Source organism: Halostagnicola kamekurae (genome assembly GCF_900116205.1).
Taxonomy (GTDB): domain Archaea; phylum Halobacteriota; class Halobacteria; order Halobacteriales; family Natrialbaceae; genus Halostagnicola; species Halostagnicola kamekurae.
This window is the reverse complement of the sequence record NZ_FOZS01000001.1, coordinates 772,219-792,340: the sequence shown is the minus strand read 5'-3', so window position 1 is coordinate 792,340 and position 20,122 is coordinate 772,219. Positions and strand designations below refer to the sequence as shown.

Sequence of the window (20,122 nt, the reverse complement as noted above, 5' to 3'; positions counted from 1 at the left end):
ACGACGGACGGACCGCGACCTCCGAGTCGACAGACGCACAGGCGGCCGACGACCGACCGACGACCGCGACAGACTCGAACTCGATGCCGGACGTGTCGTCCGAGGAGTACGAACCCACGCGCGAGCAGGCGATCGACGAGGACGGCGTCGTCGTCGACAGCGCCCTCGTCGGCGACCGACTCGAGTTGAGCTACCCGACGGCCGACGAGACGATCGTCGACTGCGAGCGCCTCGACATCCCCGAAGGGGAGGTCACCGCGCTCGTCGGCCCCAACGGAAGCGGCAAGAGCACGCTGTTGAAGGCGCTCTCGAGCCACCTCGAGCCCGAGGAAGGCGTCGTCAGACTCCGCGGCGACGAGCTCCAGTCGTTCGGGCAGAAAGAACTCGCGCGCAAGCTGGGACTGCTCTCCCAGGAGAACGATCCGGTCGGAAGCATCACCGTCGAAGATCTGGCCTACTACGGCCGGTACCCACACCGCGGGTTCTTCGAGGGCATCTCCGCGGAAGACCGCGAGGCGGTCGACCGGGCGATCGATCTCGCCGGCGTCGACCACCTTCGAGACACCGAACTGGGCCAGCTCAGCGGCGGACAGAAACAGCTCGCCTGGATCGCGATGGTGCTGGCCCAGGATACCGACATCCTGTTGCTCGACGAGCCGACCACGTTTCTCGACCTCCACCACCAGTTTCGCGTCCTCGAGACGGTTCGCCAGCTCAACGAGCAAAAGGACGTCACCGTCGCGGTGGTCTTACACGACATCTCACAGGCCGCGCGCTTTGCAGACTACCTGATCGCGCTCCACGACGGCGTCCTCTACGACTGGGGGCCGCCCGAAGAGATCGTGACCGAACAGCTGCTGGCCGACGTCTTCGGCGTCGAAGCGAGCGTCCGGTACGATCCCGAGATCCAGATCCTGCCCAAACGCGCGCTCTCGGAGCGGCGACGGTAGCCGGCCTCGAGCCGCACGATAGGTTCTCATCGCAGCCCCACTCCACCGGTTCGTGAGCGACGGCAGCCCCGATCGCAGAGGTACCTCGCGGATGCCACTTCCAACAAGTACACAACGACGGGGCGAGTGAGAATTGACAATGGACGTTCGGTCGCTCGCGCCGTACCGGTTGTCGAAACCCGAGATCGCGGTTTTCGTCTCGGGTATCGTGAGTATGGGTATCGAGATCCTCGCGGGCCGAGTTATCGCTCCCCAGTTCGGAAGCAGCATTTACACCTGGGGCAGCATCATCACCGTCTGTCTGGCCGCGCTCAGTCTCGGCTACTGGCAGGGCGGGAGGCGAGCAAAGCGTGCGACCACTCGAGAGATGTCGTGGATCCTCTTCGGGACCGCGATCTATATCGCCGTGTTGATCTACGGGAGCGATCTGCTCTTGACCTACACGTCGACGATACCGCTCGGCGCGCGCTACGCGTCCCTGCCGGCGGTCACCGCTCTGTTCGGTCCGCCGACGTACCTGCTCGGCTTTATCAGCCCGTACGCGGCGGAACTCAGCCACAAAGAGGGGATCGGCGAAGCCTCGGGACACGTCTACGCCGTCGGCACCATCGGGAGTATCCTCGGGAGCACGGCCACGACGTTCGTGTTGATTCCCGAGTTCAGTATCGAGACGATCAGCCTGCTGTTTGGCTTTCTCCTCGTCGCGACCGCGTTCGCGATCACGCTCCCCGACGTCTCCCGATCCACGACCGGCACGGCGGTGGTCGTCTCCCTGCTGCTGGTCGGCTCGCTGGTCGGCAGCGTGAGCGCGTTCGACCACAGGGGCGACGTGGTCTACCAGACCCAGACCGACCAGCAGCAACTCGAGGTGATCGACGACGGGGAGATCCGAACCATGTACCTAGACGGGGCCAGACACAGCGCGATGGACCTCGAGGAGCCGGATCGACACGTCTTCGAGTACACGAAGTACTTCAACCTCCCGATGGCGATGACCGACGACATGGACGAAGTAGACAATGTCCTGTTCATCGGCGGGGGCGGGTATACCGGTCCGAAGGAGTTTAAAGACGAGTACGACGTCGACGTCGATGTCGTCGAAATAGACGGCGAAGTGACCGATGCCGCAGAGGAGTACTTCCGACTCGAGCACGGCGAGAACATGACCAGCTACGAGGAGGATGGCCGACGCTTCCTCAAGGATGCACCCGACGACAAATACGACGTGATCGTCCTCGACGCCTACAAGAAAGAGCAGGTCCCCTTCCACCTGACGACCGTCGAGTTCATGGAACTGATCTCCGATCGGCTGACCGACGACGGTATCCTCCTCGCGAACGTCATCTCCGGGCCGAGCGGCTCCGCGGGGGAGTTCTACCGGGCCCAGTACAAGACGGCCGAGCAGGCCTTCCCCGACGTCTATAGCTTCCGAACGTCGAGCTCGAACAGTATACAGAACATCGAACTCGTCGCGACGAACGAGGAAACCGACTTCACGCAGGCGGAGTTACAGCGTCGAAATGACGAGCGCGATCTGCCCGTCGACCTCGAGCCGGCCATCGACAACTACATGGACGAACCCGAAACCGGCGATACGCCGGTGTTGACGGACGACCACGCCCCCGTCGACAGGCTTCTCGATCCGATGGTCGGCCAGCGGTACATCATCGAGGAATCGGACGGCTCGACGAGCACCACCCAGACCGAGACCCCGGCGTCGATCGGCGCACGACCGGCAGTTGCATCCGGGTAGGTCCCCAATCACCGTATTACAGCCGATAGACGCCGGCTCAGCGATCGTGCTCTCGAGCGCGGAGCGTTACAGCCACGCGCTCGTTTGTGTACGGAAGTGTAACACGGATAGAGAAACAGCAACACGACTCGTGAGAGTCGTCAGCGACTGTTTCGAGAGCGGAATTCGAATTCTCCAAAGTATGTAGTAGTCACTCTTAGGTCCATACCGACCGAACGATCGGTGTGAAGGACTCGTACCCGCCGCAGCCACCGACGATCCTCCTCGTCGAAGACAATCCCGGAGACGTGCGGCTGACGCGGGAAGCGTTCGAGCGGTCCACGTTCGATGCGACGATAGAGTGCGTGAAAAACGGCGACGAAACCCTGTCGTATCTGGACGGGTGTGGCGACTCGAGGCCGTACCCGCAACTGCTGTTGCTCGATCTCAACCTCCCGAAGACAGACGGGTTCGCGGTCCTCGAGGAACTCAGACGGAACGACGAGCGCCCTCGGATTCCGGTCCTCGTCCTCACGAGTTCGAACGCCGACGAGGACGTCCTCAGGAGCTACGAACTGTCCGCCAACGCGTACCTCACGAAACCGGACTGCCCCGAGGAGTTCATTGAGATGGTCGAAACGATCGAGTCGTTCTGGTTCGAGGAGGTCCATCTCCCGCCGCCTCCGCCATAGGGTCGAGGAGGTCCATCTCCCGCCATCACAGTCAGGACACCACACCGTCGCCCGGACCGTCAGGAGGCGTCGGATTCGCTCGACGGAGCCTCGAGACACCCACCGCTCTCGAGTAACGCTTCGAGAACGTCGCGATCAGGCGGCGCGTCGATGAGATGTCCCGCACACTCACAGTCCGACGAACCGAACCCCCGAACCTGATCGCCGGGGATCGATCGGGCGAGTTCGCACTCTCGTCGTTCGTCCGGAAAGAAGACGGGGTTCTCGAGGCTCGCGTCGGGGCACCCGAGCAGATAGTCGACGTGCCAGTGGCGCGTCTCGCGCTCACCCCGGGCGAGTTCGGCGTGGCGATCCACGCGAGCGAACCCGCCGGGGCCGAACGCGCTGCCGACGTAGGCGTAGGTTCCGGCGTCGAACGCGAGCGATCCCAGCGACCCGACCTCGAGAGTCGTCGGCCGCTCGAGGGCGAGAACGAGAACGTAGGTTCCACGCATGCGTTCGAGTCGACGGTCGGTTCCGACGGCAAAAACGGAGTCGGTTCGGTCGAGTCCCGGTTCGGGCGATGGGTTACGTCTCGCCGGTACCGGGGTCCTCGACGGCGGGCAACCCGGTCGCCATCAGGCGGCGAGCGATCGCGACGAGTCCGTTATCGAACCCGCGGCCGAAGACCGCCTGCTCGCGTTCGTGTTCGCCCGACGACGACTCGTGGAAGGTACTCACCAGAATCGAACTCTGATCGACCAGAAGTAGCCGGCTGATTTCGGTATCGTCGCCCGACCAGAGAGAGCCCGAAAGCCACGCGAGACCCGAAACGAAGACCTGGGTTCCCGGTAGTTCATCCTGTACCCGTTCGCGGATCGACTCCGCCGTCGTCCCGATAATGACGGTGACACCGCGTTGCTGGGCCGCTCGGAGCCGCCCGATGAGTTGTTCGGTGAAAATGTCCTCGTCCCCGAGGACGAAGACCAGTTCCTGATCGGCGTCGTCGATCAGTTGCTGTGTCCGACTCGTGATCCCGGCCGTTCCCGACAGCGACCACACCTCGTGGGTGACGTCCGTTTCGGCGTTCGTGGACACCGAATCGATCGCCTCGAGCGTGTCTCGAAGCGAGTCCGTCCGCGAGTCGTATTTTTGCTGGAGCGTGTCGGCCGCTTCGCCGACGGAAACGGCCCGAAATCGCTGCGGGTTCGAGTGTTGGATCTCGACCAGTCCGCTCGATTCGAGTACTCGCACCGCATCGTACACTCGAGTGCGGGGAACGTCCGAAACTTCGCTGATCTCCTTTGCAGTCCCCTGCTGGAGACGGGTCAATGCTACGAAAGCCTTCGCTTCGTACTCCTGTAGCCCGAGCTGTTGGAGCAGTTCGACTGCCTCTTCGTGGTTCGATAGCTCATCCATGGGTCCCAACCCCGCCACCGGTCGCCCAGTAGCTGAGTACCGTTTACCGCTCCACGTGAAAACACCTTCCGCTTGGCACGGTCTCACGGAATAGCCATTTTGGTCCGGTCTGCTACGAACCCCAGAGACGATCCGTTTCCGGGCCCAAGCGACGGTCTTGATACAACGTGCGAACTCGACATGGGCCTCGAGTGTGCGGCGATCGAACGAATCGGTCAGCGGTTTCACTCAGATAATCACAACAGATATTTACGGAGTGACTGTGAAGTGGGAACCGGTACGCGGCTTCAAGCAGGGTCCCAACCACGCTGTCGCCGTGTACCGGACTCCCCTCGGGGAGATTTCCGTACTGACGACCCATTTCGATTATGTCCCATAATACGGGAGACGAACCGGCGTCTCGCGCCACGACGCAACTCGAGGCGTTCGGACTGAGCACCTACGCGGCCCGGACGTTCGTCGCGCTCGTCAGCCTCGGCGACGGAACGGCTCAAGACGTAAGCGACGTCTCCGAGGTCCCACGAACCCGCGTGTACGATGCAGCCGCGGAGTTGCGCGACCGCGGCCTCGTCGACGTACAGCACTCGAGTCCCAAACGATTCGTCGCCATCTCCGCGGAGACCGCCGGCCGGCGGTTCAAGCAGGACTACGTCCACCGAGCGAACGAATTGACGGACGCGCTCGATTCGCTCGAGCCGAAAACGCTGTCGTCGGAACAACGAGGCGTCTGGACCGTGACGGGACGGGAAACGATCACCGAACGGCTCCTGTCGTTCATCGAGGAGGCGACGGACGAAATCGTGTACATGACCGTCGAAGCCCTTCTCTGTGAGAAGCTCACCGACGCGCTTCGGGCGGCGTCTGATCGGGGCGTTACGATTCGGGTTGCGGGGATGTCGCCGGCTGCGACCGCTGAGATTCGCCAGTCGATTCCGAACGCCGAACCGTTCGACTCGCTGTGGGACTGGTCGGATATGCCCGCCGGACGCCTTTCGATGATCGATCAAGAGAAGACGCTGGCGAGCGTCCTCGTGGACGAAGACGGGACAGAGACGTCCGAACGTCGCGACGAGACGGCGATCTGGGGGATGGGTGAGACGAACAGTCTGGTAATGGTTCTGAAGGCGATATTCACGTGGCAACTCGACGGAAACAGAGACGATTGAGTCACCGTCGAAGACACGGTTGGCGCTGTGGGAGCACTAACTCGCCAACTACTATTCGAGTCACTGACTCAGCCGCTGGTACTCGAGCCACGAACTCAGCCGCTACTACTCGAGTCACCAACGCGACGACTACGCTTCGAGGTCACTACCGCAGCAACTACTCTTCGAGTCGCCTCGAGACGAATCCGAGGAGCGCTTCGACCCGGTCGTGAGAGCGGTACCTGACGGTCCCGGTTCGGCTATCGTACTCTATAACGCCGGCATCGGCTAACTTCGGCAGGTGGGTGTGATGGAGTTCGGCTCGAGTGAGTCGCTGGTCATCTGTTCTCGCAGTCGGCGGGTCGGTCTCCTCGATCGGACTCGACCGAGCGGTCCGCTCGGCGACGACGTCGGCGAGGGCTTCGATTTCGATGACACCACCGTTCTCGCGGAGTTGGTGGAGGATGGTTCGTCGCCGGGGGTCGGCGACCAAATGGAGTACTGTCTCGGTCGAGATGGTCTGCGTGTTGACGTTCATAGAAAGTCCCACCATGTTCAGACGGGACATTCGCTCGCAGGAACATGGATGTGAATGTTTGTCACCTCTGGGGAAACCAGTGGCGTTAACCCAAATCCTCACACCTCGTCGGCGGCCTTCACTACTGTTTTCCCGGTGACGGCCCTGAGAAAACCCATGGAACGCGCACTCGTTATCGGCGGCACTCGCTTTATCGGCCGCCACCTCGTCGAGGAACTGCTCGAGCACCACTACGACGTGACGATATTCACTCGCGGGACTCGCGACGACCCGTTCGCGGACGACGACCGGGTCACCCATCGCGAGGGCGACCGGACGAACGATTCGGCGCTCGAGGCCGCTGCTGCGGACGTCGACCCCGACGCCGTCTTCGATTGCGTCGCCTACCACCCGAAGGACGTGCGCGCGGCGACGCGGCTGTTCGCCGACGTCGACGCGTACGTCTACGTCTCGAGCGGCGCGGCCTACGGGAGCGAGGAGATTCCGAAGCGAGAGGGCGAGACGGCCCTCGAGCCCTGCACGACCGATCAGGAGACCGACGACTCGAGCGAAACATACGGGAATCGAAAGGCCGAGGGCGACCGGGCGGTGTTCGCGGCCGCAGAGCGCGGCGTCAACGCCATGTCGGTCAGACCCTGCATCGTCTACGGGCCCCACGATTACACCGAACGGCTGGACTTCTGGATCGACCGCGTGAACGAGTACGATCGGGTCCTCGTCCCCGGCGACGGGACGAACGTCTGGCACCGGGCCTACGTCGAAGACGTCGCCAGCGCGCTGCGGATCGTCGCCGAGCGCGGCGAGCCGGGCGAGGCCTACAACGTCGGTGACCGGCGACTCGTCACACTCGGGGAATCGATCGAGCTGATCGCGTCGGCGCTGGACACGTCGGTCGAGGTCGTCGACGCGGGTCGCCGTGAACTCGAGGCCGGCGAACTCGAACCCGCCGACTTCCCGTTCTATCGATCCTATCCCCACGTCCTTTCGACGGCGAAACTCGCCGGTCTGGGTTGGGAGTCGACGCCGCTTTCGACCGCGATCGACCGGTCAGTCGCCGACCACCGCGAGAGCGATCGCGACGGAGCGGACCACGACCCGGGGCGAGAAGCGGAAGAACGGGTCCTCGGGATTCTCGAGACGATGTGAGAGGGATCGGTGGCGACTCGAGCCGGGGCGGACGATCCGGCTTCTCGAACTCGGGCGATATCGCCCAGATACCGCGGCACACCGACGCCTACATGGGAATCGGCAGCGAACGTGCGATGTCGATTCCGATTCTCTCAACGACCCGCGATCGAGGGATCGAACGTTTACGCGTTCACAACTCACTTAACATATAGATAATTGAATTGATACGAAAACCCTTATTGCAGCGTTTGAGCGTGGGGTGAGCATGGCATCGCCGATCCACCGTGCCGTCGATACGTACCGGAACGACGGCCTCGCGGCGCTCTCGGCAACGGCGTTTCGCAGCCTCCGCAGGCGGGCCGCGACGGCGTACTGGCGCGCTCGCAAGTCGCGGACGTTCGAGATCGACGGCGTCGAAGCGACCTTCGACACCCGCGGTCGCGCCGCGCGATCGCTCCGGATCTTCGATAGGGGCGAGCGAATCATGGTTCGGGACCTGCTCTCGGAACTCGAGGCGTCGGACGTGTTCTGGGACGTCGGCGCGCACATCGGGTTTCACTCGAGTCTCGCCGGCCAGCGGGCCCGCCGCGTCGAGGCGTTCGAGCCGACCCCACACACCGTCCGGCAGGGTCGGGCGAACCTCGAACGAAACGAGGTCGACGGTCAGGTACACGAGTGTGCGGTGTGGGACGCCGACGAAACGCTCACGCTCGATCCCGACAGCTCCGCGACCGGCGGCGGTGCGATATCGGTGCCCGCCCGCACTGGCGACGGCCTCGTCGACGAGGGGCTACCACAGCCGACCGTCGCAAAGATCGACGTGGAAGGAGCCGAACCGCGCGTGGTCGACGGGATGGCCGAAACGCTGGCCGACGATCGCTGCCGGATCGTCTACTGTGAGGTTCACCGTCCCGCGGACACGCGGCCGTCGGTCGAGGACCACGGCTCCTCGGTCGATGGATTCCTCGAGTCGTTCCGCGACCTCGGCTTCGCCGTCGAGACGCTCGCGGATCGAGGCCCCGACTTTCACGTCAAAGCGACGGCCCTCGAGTGAGCCGGACTTCGTTCGCGACGAGAACGCCTTTATATCGCGGCCACCCTCCACAGAGATATGTTCGATAAGTCGACGTGGATTCGCCTGCCGCGAAACGTCGTCGTCGGCAAGGGCGTTCGCTCGCAGTTTCTCGAGGTCGTCGACGACCTCCACCTCCGGGGTCGGCCGCTTTTCGTGACGAGTCCGACGCCGCGTTCGATCGCTGCGGAACCGATCGCCGCCGACCTCGAGGCGGCGGGGATCGAGCCGGCCGTCGTGACCGTCGAGCGGGCGAGCTTCGAAGCCGTCGAGGAAGTTATCGAGACGGCCGAAGCCGAGGAAGCCGCCTACCTCGTCGGCATCGGCGGCGGAAAGGCGATCGATATCGCGAAGATGGCCAGCCACCACCTCGAGATGGGTTTTTGCTCGGTTCCGACGGCGGCGAGCCACGACGGCATCGTCAGCAACCGCGGCTCGGTGCCGGACGGCGATACGCGCCACAGCGTCGCCGCCGAACCGCCGCTCGCGGTCGTCGCCGACACCGAACTCCTCGCGGACGCCCCCTGGGAGCTCACGACCGCCGGTTGTGCGGACATCATCTCGAACTACACCGCCGTGATGGACTGGCGGCTCGCCCACCGGCTCAAGAACGTCGAGTACTCGGGCTTCGCCGGCGCGCTCGCGGAGATGACCGCAGAGATCCTCGTCGACAACGCTGATCACGTCCGCCCCGGCCTCGAGGAGTCGGCCTGGATCGTCACCAAGGCGCTGGTCTCCTCGGGCGTAGCGATGTCCATCGCCGGCTCCTCGAGACCCGCAAGCGGCGCCGAACACCTCTTTTCCCACCAGCTCGACAGGCTCGCTCCCGACGCCGCCCTCCACGGCCACCAAGTCGGCGTCGGCTCGATCATGACCGCCTACCTCCACGACGGCGAGCGCGGTCTCTGGCAGGACATCAGGGACGCGCTCGACAGCATCGACGCGCCGACGACCGCGGCAGAACTCGGCATCGACGACGAGACCGTCATAGAGGCGCTGACGACCTGTCACGCGATCCGCGACCGGTACACCATCCTCGGCGACGGCATGAACGAGGAGGCCGCTCGAGAGGTCGCCACGACGACCGGCGTCATCTCCTGACGCGGCTCGAAGGGCGAGGGAAACGCGCGACCCCCGAAGCGAAGCCGAGACTGTCCGGTCGCTAGCACTGGGACGTACTCGCCGCACTGAAATTTCAACTACCTAAAGTTTTTGCAGGATCCGTACGGAGGGTCACGTAATGGCCCCCTACACTCCGCTGGTCCGACCCCGGTCGTACTTCGAAACGCGACCCCGTCCGATCGGAACTGCAGTCGGCGTGTTCTCGCTCTATCTCGCCGGCTCGATCGGGACGCTGTACGCCGTCACGTCCCTCCTGCTCGAGCGGACGTGGGGACTCCCGGCAGATGGTGAAAGGGTCGTATTCGATGCGATCAACGCGTCGAATCTGAGGTTCGTTCTGCGCTCGGTCGTGCTCCTGGCACTCATCGCCGCCGTGATTCATTTTCTGAGCGGGTGGGACGAAACGGATGGCACTCGCGCCGATGCGCTGTGTGTCGCTGGCTGGAGTTTCGCCCCGCAGATTGTCGCGCTTCCGATCGATTTCACCGTTTCGTGGTACGTCCTTCGGGGTCGGCAGTTCGTCTTCTCGGACGACGCGGCGTTGAGCGCACAGCAAACAGCCCTCGGCGGAACGATCGAAACGATAGCGATTCCGCTCGCCCTGATCGTGGCCGCGTGGACGGTGTACATCGTTCTAGACGGCGCGGCAGCAGCCTACGACGTTGGCCGAACCGAAACGCTCGCCCCCGCCGTCATCGTCGGTGCTGTAACCATCCTCCTGTAACTCATCTACGTCCTCGACTGTGATTCACCTACGCCCTCGACTGTGATTCACCTACACCCTCGAATAGCACTCGATCGAAACGCCACCATTCGACGACTGCGTCGAGAGACCACCGCCGGCCGAGTGAGACGCTCAGACGTGCTCGTCGAGGAAATCCGCGATTTCGGCGTAGGCCTCGATCCGGTTGTCGAGTTTCGAGAAGCCGTGACCCTCGTCGTCGAAGAGTAGCTTTCGGACGGGTACGCCCTGCTCTCGAGCCTGGTCGACGATCTGCTCCGCCTCGCCGACGGGCACCCGCGGATCGTTCTCGCCGTGGAGGACGAAAAGCGGTGCCTCGAGCGATTCGACGTTGTTGATCGGCGAGATTTCCGCTAAGAACTCCCGGTCGTCGGCGAGTGAGCCGTACTCCGCCTCCCGGAGTTCCCGCCGCCAGTCGCCGGTGTTCTCGAGGAAGGTGACGAAGTTGGCGATACCGACGATGTCGATCCCGGCCGCCCAGAGGTCGGGGTACTCCGTCAGCGCGGCGAGTACCATGAAGCCGCCGTAAGAGCCGCCCTTGCATGCAATCCGGTCGGGATCGATCGCCGGGTGATCCCGTAGCCACTCGACGCAGGCGCGGATATCGGCGACCGAATCCATGCGCTTTTCGACGTCGTCGAGGCTCGCGTACTCGCCGCCGTAGCCCGCCGAACCGCGAACGTTGGGTTCGAAGTAGGCGTAGCCGCGATCGAGGAAGTACTGCTTGACGCTCGAGAACGAGGGCCGACGCTGGCTCTCGGGCCCGCCGTGGATGTCGACGATGACCGGCGTTTGTCCTTCCTCAGTCGACTCGGGGAGGGTAAGATAGCCCGGTACCGCCAACTCGTCGAAGCTCTCGACGTGTTCGATGGTCGATTCGCGGAAGCTCTCGCGCGGAATGCCGGCCGTCGGTGCCGCCGTCCACCGTTCGGCCTCGCCGGTCTCTACGTCGACGACGAAGACGTTCGTGTTGATCGTATCGCCGGACGTCGAAACCGCGAACCGCTCCGCGTCCGGGCCGAAACTCACGCCGCCGGCGATGCCGCCCGGCAGGTCCGGTTCGGGAAACGTCTCGAAGTTCGTCGGCGCGTCGGGATTGAACTCTCCGACCGTGAGGTCGGTGTAGCCCTCGACGTTTCGGGAGAAGACGAACCGACCCGTCTGGTCGTCGACCGCGATACCGTCGACGTTCCACTCGCCGCCCGATTCGACCGTCTCGAGCGCCTTCGTCTCGAGGTCCAGATACGCGAGCTCGAGCGTGTCGGACTCGCGATCCGTGATCAGGTAAAGTCCCGGACTCTCCTCGGCGCCCGGCGGTATCGGTGCCCAGCTCGCGCTCTGATAGCGAACGTCGCCCTCGTGTGGCGTGAGGTGCTCGAGTTCGGTCGAGTCGGGGTCGATCGACTCGAGGTCAGTTTCGCCGTCGCCCTGCTCGAGATCGAGCACGTACAGATCCTGATCGAAGTTCGAGTAGGCCTTCGAGACGAGCAGTTTCGAATCGTCGGGGCTCCAGCCCGCGAGCGTGAGCCAGCCGTCGCCTTCGAAGACGAGGGTCGCGTCGGCGGGGGCCGACGGTTCTCGAGCGGTCGGATCTCGCCCCTCGCCGGCTTCGTCCGCCGCCCGCGGTTGCACGTAAACGTCGAAAACGGCCTCGTCGCGCCGGTTCGAGGTGAACGCGAACCACTCGCCGTCGTGGCTCCAGCCGCCCCAGCGGTGTTTCGCGTCGGGCGCTCGGGTCTGGTTCTGCACGAGGCCGGTTTCGGCGTCGAGTCGGAACAGTTGGGCGCGTTCGTTACCGCCCTCGTCCATCCCGAAGATCAATTCGGGCCGCTCGGGCGACCACGAGGCGAAGCTCACCTGTTCGTCCGTAAACGTGCGCTGTTCGGGCCAGGAAAGGGGTTCCTCGAGCGTCCAGACCTGCGGGACGCCGGTCGTGTTCATCAGAAACGAGAGGGACTCGCCGTCGGGCCCGAACGACGCGCCGTAGGCGCTTCGGATGTTGAGATAGCGTTCGATATCGTACATCGGCTACCTCGACTATCTCGGGTCGAGTCAGTAACCGTTTCCCCTCGAGACCGCGGGCGTGCCGCGGCGAAACTCGCCCGTAGGTCCGGCCTAGTTCGTCCCGCCGAGATCAACGGTCCGTCGCGCGGTCGCGATGGGGCGATCAGCTGGTCGGGTTGCCGGCTGCATAGCCCGAACGCGTGTTGGGTGCGGTTAACGAAATACAGGAATCCAGAACAGTAACGGACGATGCCAGACGAGGCCGAATCCGGCGGCGAAGAACAGCCCGCAGCAGTCACGACGGTCCTCCTCACGGTGCTGGTCGTCCTCGTCGCGTTCGGGCTGACGGTCGCGGTGATCGGCCCGGGGTTCTTCGACGAGGGAATGGCCGGCGACAACGATCCGGAATCGCTCGGCGATCTCGAGGGGTCCTCGAACGTCAATTCGACGGATAGTGCGACCAACGAGACGGCAAGCGACGGTGAGTCGTCCAGCGACGGCGAAAGCGACGAGAGTGACGATGAACCAACAAACGCTATAGAGAATAGTTCAGGGGAGGAGGAAACGGACGACGAAGACTCAGACGACGAAAGCGACGAAGACGGCGAGGAAGACGGATCGGACGACACGGACGGCTCTGACGGCGAAGACGGCGAAGACGGAGGCGATGACGAGGAAGAGACCGATGCCGACGGCGAGCGAGAGGGCGAGGGCGTCGACGAGGGGGCAGGGGAAGCCGACGAGAGCGAGGAGACTGACGAAGCAGAAGACGACGAAGAGAGCGAAGGCGACGACGAGACTGGAGGTGGAGACGACGGGGAAGATGGCCCGCTCGACGGACTCGACGAGTTCATCGACGGAACCATCGAGGACGCGATGTCGGACGACGAGTGAGCTGAACGATAGGCGCGATTACGGTCATTTCTGCACAGAGGCGCGTGAGAGTACAGTGCTGTGGACGTTCGGCCCTCGAGTCGTACCGACCGCCCGCGGATCAGATAACTTAGGTGATTTTTTAATCCGGGGCTGCGTCCCGACGGCATATGCAGGTCGCGTTCGTCTCGTTCGAAACGCTCGAGCACCGAGAGACCGAGACGAACCGGCGATTTCGCGACGTCGTCGAGGGACTCCGCGACGGCGGACACGACGTCCACGTCTTCTGTGCGCAGTTCTGGACCGAGGAGAAGTCGGTCTACGAACGCGAGGATATCACCTATCACGCCGTCGCCACGGGCCTCGACGCGCGCGCGTCCTTTCTGCTTCGACTCCCGTTCGTCCTCGCGTCCGCTCGACCGGACGTCATCCACGCGAGCGCGACGCCGCCGGGGCAGGTGATCGCCGCCAACTGGGGCTCGAGGCTGGCCCGCTGTCCGTTCGTCCTCGAGTGGTACGGCGACGGCGGCGTCGCCGAGGACAGACTCACCCGGTGGGCGACGAGCCAGCCCGACCGGATCGTGGCGCCCTCGGAACTCGTCGGCACCTGGGTACAGGAGATCGGTGCCGAGACCGAGCAGGTGACGACGATCCCGAACCGAATCGATACCGATCTGATACGGGACGTCGTGCCGGCAGAACAGGTGGAAGTCGTCTACGCCCGACGGCTCGACGAGGGCGCGAACTTAGAGAGTCTCCTGCTCGCACTGGCGGAGATCCGCCAGCGGGGCTGGAACGCCGTCGTCATCGGCGACGGTCCCGAACGCGAGCGCTACGAGGAGTTGGCGAGCGACCTGCGGATCGACGACCGCGTCCGCTTTGCCGGCGAATGCTCCCGCGAGGAGCGAATCGCCGTCTACCGGGGCGCACACGTCTTCGCACAGACGGCCGAACGCTGTGTCTTCCCGACGGAGATGCTCTGGGCGCTCGCCTCGGGCTGTGTCGGGATCGTCGAATACCACGCCGACTCGAGCGCTCACGAACTCGTCGAGGGCTGGGACCGCGGTTTTCGCACCACCAGCGAACAGGAGCTGACGAACGCGATCATCAGCGCGGGCGACCTCAAGTATCGCGACTTCGACGACCGCTTTACTGCGTTCGATCGAAGCGCGGTCAGCGATCGGTACCTCGAGCTCTATCGGACGCTACAGGACCAGTCTGGCGTGTTGTAGGGCATCGACTGACTCTTCGGTACCAACAGTTCCGCAGGAACGGCTACAGCCCCTGGGCCAGCGCCCAGGCGAGCGTGCCGCCGAGGACGAGAAAGCTCCGACGCCGACCAGGACGAGGAGGTTCGGGAGAACGGGCAGGACGAGAAGCGCGAGGACGGCGACCAGAAGGACGATGACGAGGTTGAGGCGGCGAACGATCGCATCTTCTATCAGTAGTCGTGAATTTATGTACGCCGACAAATAGATTGGATACACGACGGCGCTCGTGCGGTCCGGCGGCCGGTCAGAGATCGAACTTCTCGGCCGCGGTTTCCATGTCCTTGTCCCCGCGCCCAGAGAGGTTGACGAGGATGCGCTCGTGATCGGTCTCCTCGGCCAGTTGAATCGCTCGAGCGAGCCCGTGGCTCGACTCGAGGGCGGGGATGATCCCCTCCGTCTCGCTGAGTTCACGGAACGCGGCGAGAGCCGCCTCGTCGGTGACACCGCTGTACTCACAGCGGCCGACGGCGCGGAACATGGCGTGTTCGGGGCCGACGCCGGGATAGTCGAGACCTGCCGAGACCGAGTGAACCTCGACGTCCTCGTCGATGACGCGGGTTTTCATCCCGTGAAGGACGTCGTCCGCGCCGCTCGAGAGTGGCGCCGCGTGGCGACTCGAGTTCGAGCCCTCGCCGCCGCCTTCGGCCCCGTAGAAGTCGACGGGGTCGTCCCGGAAGGCGTGAAAGAGCCCGATGGCGTTCGAGCCGCCGCCGACACAGGCGACCGCGGCGTCGGGCAGTTCGCCCGTCCGGTCGACGAACTGCTCGCGAGCCTCCCGGCCGATGACACTCTGGAAGTCCCGGACCATCCGCGGAAACGGGTCCGGACCGACGACGCTGCCGACGAGGTAGTGCGTGTCGTCGACGTTCTGGGCGAAGTCCTCGAGGGCGGCGTCGACGGCGTCGGCCAGCCCCTCGTCCCCGCGGGTCACTTCGTTGACCTCGGCCCCCATCAGTCGCATCCGGAAGACGTTCATCTCCTGACGTTCGACGTCCTTTTTCCCCATGTAGATCTCCGTCTCGAGGCCGAGCAAGGCGCCGACCATCGCCGTCGCAGTGCCGTGCTGGCCCGCGCCCGTCTCGGCGATCAGCCGATCCTTGCCGGCGCGTTTGGCCAGAAGCGCCTGGCCCAGCGCGTTGTTGATCTTGTGTGCGCCGCCGTGGAGCAGATCCTCGCGTTTGAGGTAGATCTCGGCCCCGTAGCGCTCGCTCAGGTTGCTCGCGTAGTAAAGCGGCGTCGGCCGGCCCGCGAACTCCTCGAGCAGCGCGCGCAGATCGGCTTGAAACTCGTCGCTCGTTCCGATCTCGTCGTACGCGGCCGCGAGTTTCTCGAGCGGCTCCTCGAGCGGCTCGGGGACGTGTCGACCGCCGTATCCGTCGAAGTCTCCGGAAGACATCTCTGCCCGCCAGTTGTGACCTCGTCGTAATGTATGTTTGTGATAGTTGCCGACCGGAGTGGAAAATCGGCTCTCGAGACGGGACTTACTGGTCGCCTTCGCCGTCGTCCTCGGAGTCGACACCACGTTCGGTGGTTTCGTCGGCCACATCGCCAGTATCAGCGTGGGAGTCTTCGTTCTCACCGCCGGCATCGGCGTGAGGTCCCTCGCTTTCACCGTCGGCGCGAGGTTCGTCCGGGGTGTCGGCTCGCATGTGGGAGGCGTCCGCTTCGACGGTTCCCTCGGGTTCGGTCCCTTCCGTCTGCGACGGCTGGGCTTGCTCCGGGTCCGGTCCGGTCGCTTCGGAGGGCTCTTCTGCGAGCGCCGAGTCTGAAACGTCGATTTCGACGGCGTCGTCGTCCGTACTCCGCCGCGGATCGCCTTCCCCTTCGACCCCCGGACGAGAGCGGGATAGCTCGTCAGTGTCCTCGGAAAAGTCGACGTCCGAATCCGGATCGTCGTTTCGCGACGCGCCGAGTTCGGCGTCGGCGCTCACGTCGCCGTCCTCGTCGGTCTGGGCCGTGCGGCCGAGATCGTGGCGCTCGGCCGCAGTGTGTGCCTCGTCGGACAGCGCTTTCCCGTCCGTTTCGTTCGCCGTCGTCTCGTCTCCTCCGCGACGACCGAGTGCCCGTTCGATCGCCGTTCCACCGCGTTGTTGTCGCTGGTACTGGCCGAATTTGAGGAGCCCGCCGCCCAGAGCGAGTTGTGCGATCGCCCGAAACCTGCCTCGAGCGAGGGAACGAGCGCCCGCCAAAACGAACGCGCCACCGCCCGCGAGCGCCAGCGAGCCGTCGCTCGCACCCGTCTGAAGGAGCGTCTCGAGCGCCGATCGGTCGGTATCGTCGTCGCCACCGTTCGTCTCGAGTCCCAGTTCGTCCGCGGCGTCGGAAAGAGAATCATCGGTCATTGTATCCGATAACGGGGAGAGCCCGCATCGAGGGGGCTACTCGCTCGAGATGGTTGAAAGGTGGGCCGGCAGGTGACTACGGGCTACCACTCGAGGTCGTCCTCGACCACGCGATCCGGGTTCGCCGTGGCGAGCGCGGTCTTCACCGCGGCGACGGTTTCGGGCACGTCGTGGACGCGAACGATATCGGCACCCCGATCGGCCGCGAGCGCGCTCGCCGCGACGGTCGGAACGAACCGATCACCGGACTCGTCAGCGATCGGGTCGAACATCGACTTGTGGGAGTGACCGATGAGGACCGGCGAGCCGAGCGCCCGAAACTCGTCCGTTCGGCGCAGAATCTCGAAGCCGTCTCGAGGCGACTTGCCGAAGCCGAGCCCCGGATCGACGATGATCTGTTCGCGGTCGAGACCCGCTTTCTCGGCGAGCAACACGAGTTCCGCGAGTTCGTCGATCACGTCCTCGACGACGTCGTCGTAGTCGACGTCTCGGTCCGGAACGACGGGCGCGTCGATGCTGTGCATCACGATCAGCGGCGCGTCGTACTCGGCGGCGACGAACCGCATTTCGGGGTCCTCGAGTCCCGAGACGTCGTTCAGGATGTCCGCGCCGGCCTCGAGGGCGGCCTCGGCGACGGCCGCTTTTCGCGTATCGATGGAAATGAGCACGTCCTCGGCGAGCGAGCGCTCCTCGAGTCGTTCGACGACGGGGACGACGCGGTCGATCTCCTCCTCGAGCGAGACCGGGTCGGCACCGGGGCGGGTGGACTCGCCGCCGATGTCGATCACGTCGACGCCGGCCTCGATCATCGACTCGGCGCGGGCCACCGCGTCCTCGAGAGTGCCGTACTCGCCGCCGTCGTGGAAGCTATCGGGCGTCACGTTCAGGATGCCCATCACCGCCGTTCGGTCCTGCCACGGGTACTCGCTATCGGGCTCGGACCCGCCGATGTCGAGCGTCTCGCGCAGTTCGCGTGCCACCTCGGCCAACCCGTAGGGCTGGGCCTCGAGTTTGTCGGTCAGGCGCTTGAACTGGGAAAGCGTCCCCATCAGGACGGCGTCGGTTCGCTCGTCCTCGCGCTGGAGTCCCGAGAGGGCACACTCGCCGCCGAGGCTCAGAAGCTCCTGTTTCAGGTAGGAAGCCTGTCTGTACTGCAGGTTCGTCTTGACGACGCGGTGGACGGCCTTGCCGCGCATCCGGTAGACGCCCTTTTCGGTGACGTCGGCCCCCTCGAGCGTCTCGCGGGCGTCCTCGAGCGACCGGATTCGCTTCGGCACGTCCGCCGAGGTCCACCGGGACCGGGCTTCGGCGACCGCGAAGAGCGACCCGGTGACGACGACCGCGTCGCCGTCGTCCGCCCGCTCGAGCGCGCTCGAGAGGGCGTCCTGCACGGCCGAGTCCGTGTGAACGTCGTCGGGGTCGACGCCGGCGTCGGCGAACACCTCCGCGAGGACCGCACGGTCTTCGGCGCGGTCGACCGTCGGTTCGCAGGTAACGACCGAGTCGGGCGTCGGCAGCGCGGCAGCCATCTCGCGGTGATCCTTGTCGTGCATCGCGCCGAACACGAGGTGGAGGTCGTCGTACTCGTACGTCGAGAGGGTTTCGGCGACCCGCTCGCACGCGCCGGGGTTGTGCGCGCCGTCGAGGACGATCAGCGGGTCGGTGTCGAGCACCTCGAACCGGCCGGGCCAGTGGGCGTTTCGCAAGCCGCGTGCAATCTCGGCGTCGGTCACGTCCGCGACCTGTCGGGCGAGCGCCGCCGCGATACCCGCGTTTTCGGCCTGGTGTTCGCCCGGCAGCGGAATCCGCGTCTCGAGGGCCCAGCCGTCGCCGACGAGTTCGATGTCGGCTTCGATGTGGTTCGCCCGACCGTCGTAGGTGACTCGAACGTCGGGTCGGACCGCGGACGACGATCGGTCGCCCGTCTGACGGTCACTCGCCCCGTACTCGACCGTCTCGCCGTCGTGGCCGACCGTCAGCACGTCACCCGCGACCGCGCGGATAGACTCGAGCGTCTCGTCGGTGACGCCCGTCACGAGCGGCGCGTCCGCGGGGGCGACGTGGGCCTTGTCGCGGGCGATCTCCGCTTTCGTCTCGCCGATGATGCCGGTGTGCTCGAGGCTGACGCTGGTCACCGCGCTCGCGACCGGATCGACGACGCTCGTCGCGTCGAACTTGCCGCCGATGCCGACCTCGAGAATCGCGATATCGACGTTTTCGCGACCGAAATACCAGAGCGCGAGCCCGGTCATCGCCTCGAAAAACGTCGGGGATTCGCCCTCGGCACCCCGACTGGTAACGTAGGGGCGACTCGCTTCGACGAACGAACGCACTGCACTTCGGGGGATTTTCCGGCCGTCGACTCGGACCCGTTCGCGCAGGTCCTCGAGGTGTGGCGAGGTGTAGAGTCCGACGGAGAGACCGGCTTCGCGAAGCGTCCGCTCTAACATCCGCGCGGTCGACCCCTTGCCGTTCGAGCCCGCGACCTGCACGAAATCGACGCCCTTGTGCGGGTTCTCGAGGTGGGCCAGGAGGTCGGCCGTCGACTCCGTCCCCGGTTTCGGACGGAACCGCCGCAGACCAAAGAGGAAATCCGCTGCCTCGTGATACTCCATATCTGATCCACAGAGTCCGTCCGCTTTAGGGTTGCGCAACGGCATTTGCCACGACACTACGTGTCGTCGAACGAGCCGTTTCGGATCGATTGATGGTCAGGTTCGACCGACGTTCGGACTTTCTTACCGTTACCTGAGAGGGAAAACTTATGATCTGGTGTTCGAATCTGTCCCGTGTATGACGCAGTTACTCACGATTGGCGGATCCGAAACGCCGTCTAACTTCGAAATCACCGTGGATGGAACGATCGAACCGACCACCGGGGACTCCTTCGAGGACGCGATCATCGCGTCGGGAACGACCGTCGAGGGGGCCGTTGACTCCGACCACCTCGAGTTTCAGTTCTCCGGCGAAGTCACGGACATCACCGTCACCGGCGGTAGCACGGATGTCGAAATCGACGGCGAGGCGGTCGATCCGGGCGAATACGCCACGTAATCGAATCGGGGAGCGGAACGGATCGATAGGGGGTTGCTGGATCGACAGCGGGCGTTAGA

General features: G+C 64.6%; 18 protein-coding genes. 11 read left to right on the top strand and 7 right to left on the bottom strand.

Translation table 11 applies throughout. From position 1 onward, the window contains the following. Positions 1 to 83 precede the first annotated feature (83 nt). From BM348_RS03955 to BM348_RS03945, 3 genes are all read left to right on the top strand, one after another. A complete protein-coding gene (locus tag BM348_RS03955) occupies positions 84 to 950 on the top strand; it encodes an ABC transporter ATP-binding protein (protein WP_092903597.1) in 867 nt (288 codons plus the stop codon). Between the two features lie 139 nt (positions 951 to 1,089). Further along, the gene (locus BM348_RS03950; protein WP_092902212.1) at positions 1,090 to 2,703 is read left to right on the top strand and encodes a spermidine synthase; all 1,614 of its coding nucleotides are present in this window, start codon (positions 1,090 to 1,092) and stop codon (positions 2,701 to 2,703) included. A 224-nt stretch (positions 2,704 to 2,927) separates the two neighbouring features. After that, positions 2,928 to 3,374, top strand: coding sequence for a response regulator (locus BM348_RS03945; protein WP_092902209.1), 447 nt, complete (start codon positions 2,928 to 2,930; stop codon positions 3,372 to 3,374). A gap of 59 nt (positions 3,375 to 3,433) precedes the next feature. Here BM348_RS03945 and BM348_RS03940 read toward each other — a convergent pair whose 3' ends face one another. Together BM348_RS03940 and BM348_RS03935 are read right to left on the bottom strand one after the other, a co-directional pair. Beyond that, complete coding sequence (locus BM348_RS03940; protein WP_092902207.1) at positions 3,434 to 3,868, bottom strand: GIY-YIG nuclease family protein; 435 nt, start codon at positions 3,866 to 3,868, stop codon at positions 3,434 to 3,436. 73 nt (positions 3,869 to 3,941) lie between these two features. Continuing rightward, positions 3,942 to 4,772: a TrmB family transcriptional regulator gene (locus tag BM348_RS03935; protein ID WP_175507094.1), complete on the bottom strand. Its 831-nt coding sequence runs from the start codon at positions 4,770 to 4,772 to the stop codon at positions 3,942 to 3,944. 368 nt (positions 4,773 to 5,140) lie between these two features. Here BM348_RS03935 and BM348_RS03930 point away from each other — a divergent pair, with 368 nt between their 5' ends. Continuing rightward, positions 5,141 to 5,938 (top strand): TrmB family transcriptional regulator, encoded by a 798-nt coding sequence (locus tag BM348_RS03930; RefSeq protein WP_092902206.1) that lies wholly within the window; start codon positions 5,141 to 5,143, stop codon positions 5,936 to 5,938. Between the two features lie 157 nt (positions 5,939 to 6,095). On the opposite strand, the gene BM348_RS03925 is transcribed toward BM348_RS03930, so the two are convergent. After that, on the bottom strand, positions 6,096 to 6,455 hold the full coding sequence (locus BM348_RS03925; protein ID WP_092902205.1) for a DUF7344 domain-containing protein: 360 nt from the start codon (positions 6,453 to 6,455) through the stop codon (positions 6,096 to 6,098). Positions 6,456 to 6,611: 156 nt separating this feature from the next. Between BM348_RS03925 and BM348_RS03920 the strand changes: the two genes are divergently transcribed. The 4 genes from BM348_RS03920 (at position 6,612) to BM348_RS03900 (ending at position 10,501) form a co-directional block, all read left to right on the top strand. Further along, positions 6,612 to 7,601: an NAD-dependent epimerase/dehydratase family protein gene (locus BM348_RS03920; protein WP_092902204.1), complete on the top strand. Its 990-nt coding sequence runs from the start codon at positions 6,612 to 6,614 to the stop codon at positions 7,599 to 7,601. 247 nt (positions 7,602 to 7,848) lie between these two features. Then, positions 7,849 to 8,637: an FkbM family methyltransferase gene (locus tag BM348_RS03910; protein WP_092902202.1), complete on the top strand. Its 789-nt coding sequence runs from the start codon at positions 7,849 to 7,851 to the stop codon at positions 8,635 to 8,637. 57 nt (positions 8,638 to 8,694) lie between these two features. Then, complete coding sequence (locus tag BM348_RS03905; protein WP_092902201.1) at positions 8,695 to 9,756, top strand: NAD(P)-dependent glycerol-1-phosphate dehydrogenase; 1,062 nt, start codon at positions 8,695 to 8,697, stop codon at positions 9,754 to 9,756. A 139-nt stretch (positions 9,757 to 9,895) separates the two neighbouring features. Beyond that, on the top strand, positions 9,896 to 10,501 hold the full coding sequence (locus BM348_RS03900; RefSeq protein ID WP_092902200.1) for a YIP1 family protein: 606 nt from the start codon (positions 9,896 to 9,898) through the stop codon (positions 10,499 to 10,501). Between the two features lie 132 nt (positions 10,502 to 10,633). Here the strand turns inward: BM348_RS03900 and BM348_RS03895 are convergent, their stop codons facing one another. Next, positions 10,634 to 12,544: a S9 family peptidase gene (locus tag BM348_RS03895; RefSeq protein WP_092902199.1), complete on the bottom strand. Its 1,911-nt coding sequence runs from the start codon at positions 12,542 to 12,544 to the stop codon at positions 10,634 to 10,636. Positions 12,545 to 12,772: 228 nt separating this feature from the next. On the opposite strand from BM348_RS03895, the gene BM348_RS03890 reads away from it, so the two are divergent. Both BM348_RS03890 and BM348_RS03885 read left to right on the top strand, forming a co-directional pair. After that, the gene (locus BM348_RS03890; RefSeq protein ID WP_092902198.1) at positions 12,773 to 13,417 is read left to right on the top strand and encodes a hypothetical protein; all 645 of its coding nucleotides are present in this window, start codon (positions 12,773 to 12,775) and stop codon (positions 13,415 to 13,417) included. Positions 13,418 to 13,566: 149 nt separating this feature from the next. Then, a complete protein-coding gene (locus BM348_RS03885) occupies positions 13,567 to 14,628 on the top strand; it encodes a glycosyltransferase family 4 protein (protein ID WP_092902196.1) in 1,062 nt (353 codons plus the stop codon). A 283-nt stretch (positions 14,629 to 14,911) separates the two neighbouring features. Here the strand turns inward: BM348_RS03885 and trpB are convergent, their stop codons facing one another. From trpB to folP, 3 genes are all read right to left on the bottom strand, one after another. Then, positions 14,912 to 16,063: a tryptophan synthase subunit beta gene (gene trpB / locus BM348_RS03880; protein WP_092902194.1), complete on the bottom strand. Its 1,152-nt coding sequence runs from the start codon at positions 16,061 to 16,063 to the stop codon at positions 14,912 to 14,914. A gap of 85 nt (positions 16,064 to 16,148) precedes the next feature. Continuing rightward, positions 16,149 to 17,009, bottom strand: coding sequence for a hypothetical protein (locus BM348_RS03875; RefSeq protein ID WP_092902192.1), 861 nt, complete (start codon positions 17,007 to 17,009; stop codon positions 16,149 to 16,151). An 83-nt stretch (positions 17,010 to 17,092) separates the two neighbouring features. Continuing rightward, positions 17,093 to 19,624: a dihydropteroate synthase gene (gene folP, locus BM348_RS03870; protein ID WP_092902190.1), complete on the bottom strand. Its 2,532-nt coding sequence runs from the start codon at positions 19,622 to 19,624 to the stop codon at positions 17,093 to 17,095. A 178-nt stretch (positions 19,625 to 19,802) separates the two neighbouring features. Here folP and BM348_RS03865 point away from each other — a divergent pair, with 178 nt between their 5' ends. Then, the gene (locus BM348_RS03865; RefSeq protein ID WP_092902188.1) at positions 19,803 to 20,063 is read left to right on the top strand and encodes a hypothetical protein; all 261 of its coding nucleotides are present in this window, start codon (positions 19,803 to 19,805) and stop codon (positions 20,061 to 20,063) included. Positions 20,064 to 20,122: the final 59 nt, after the last annotated feature.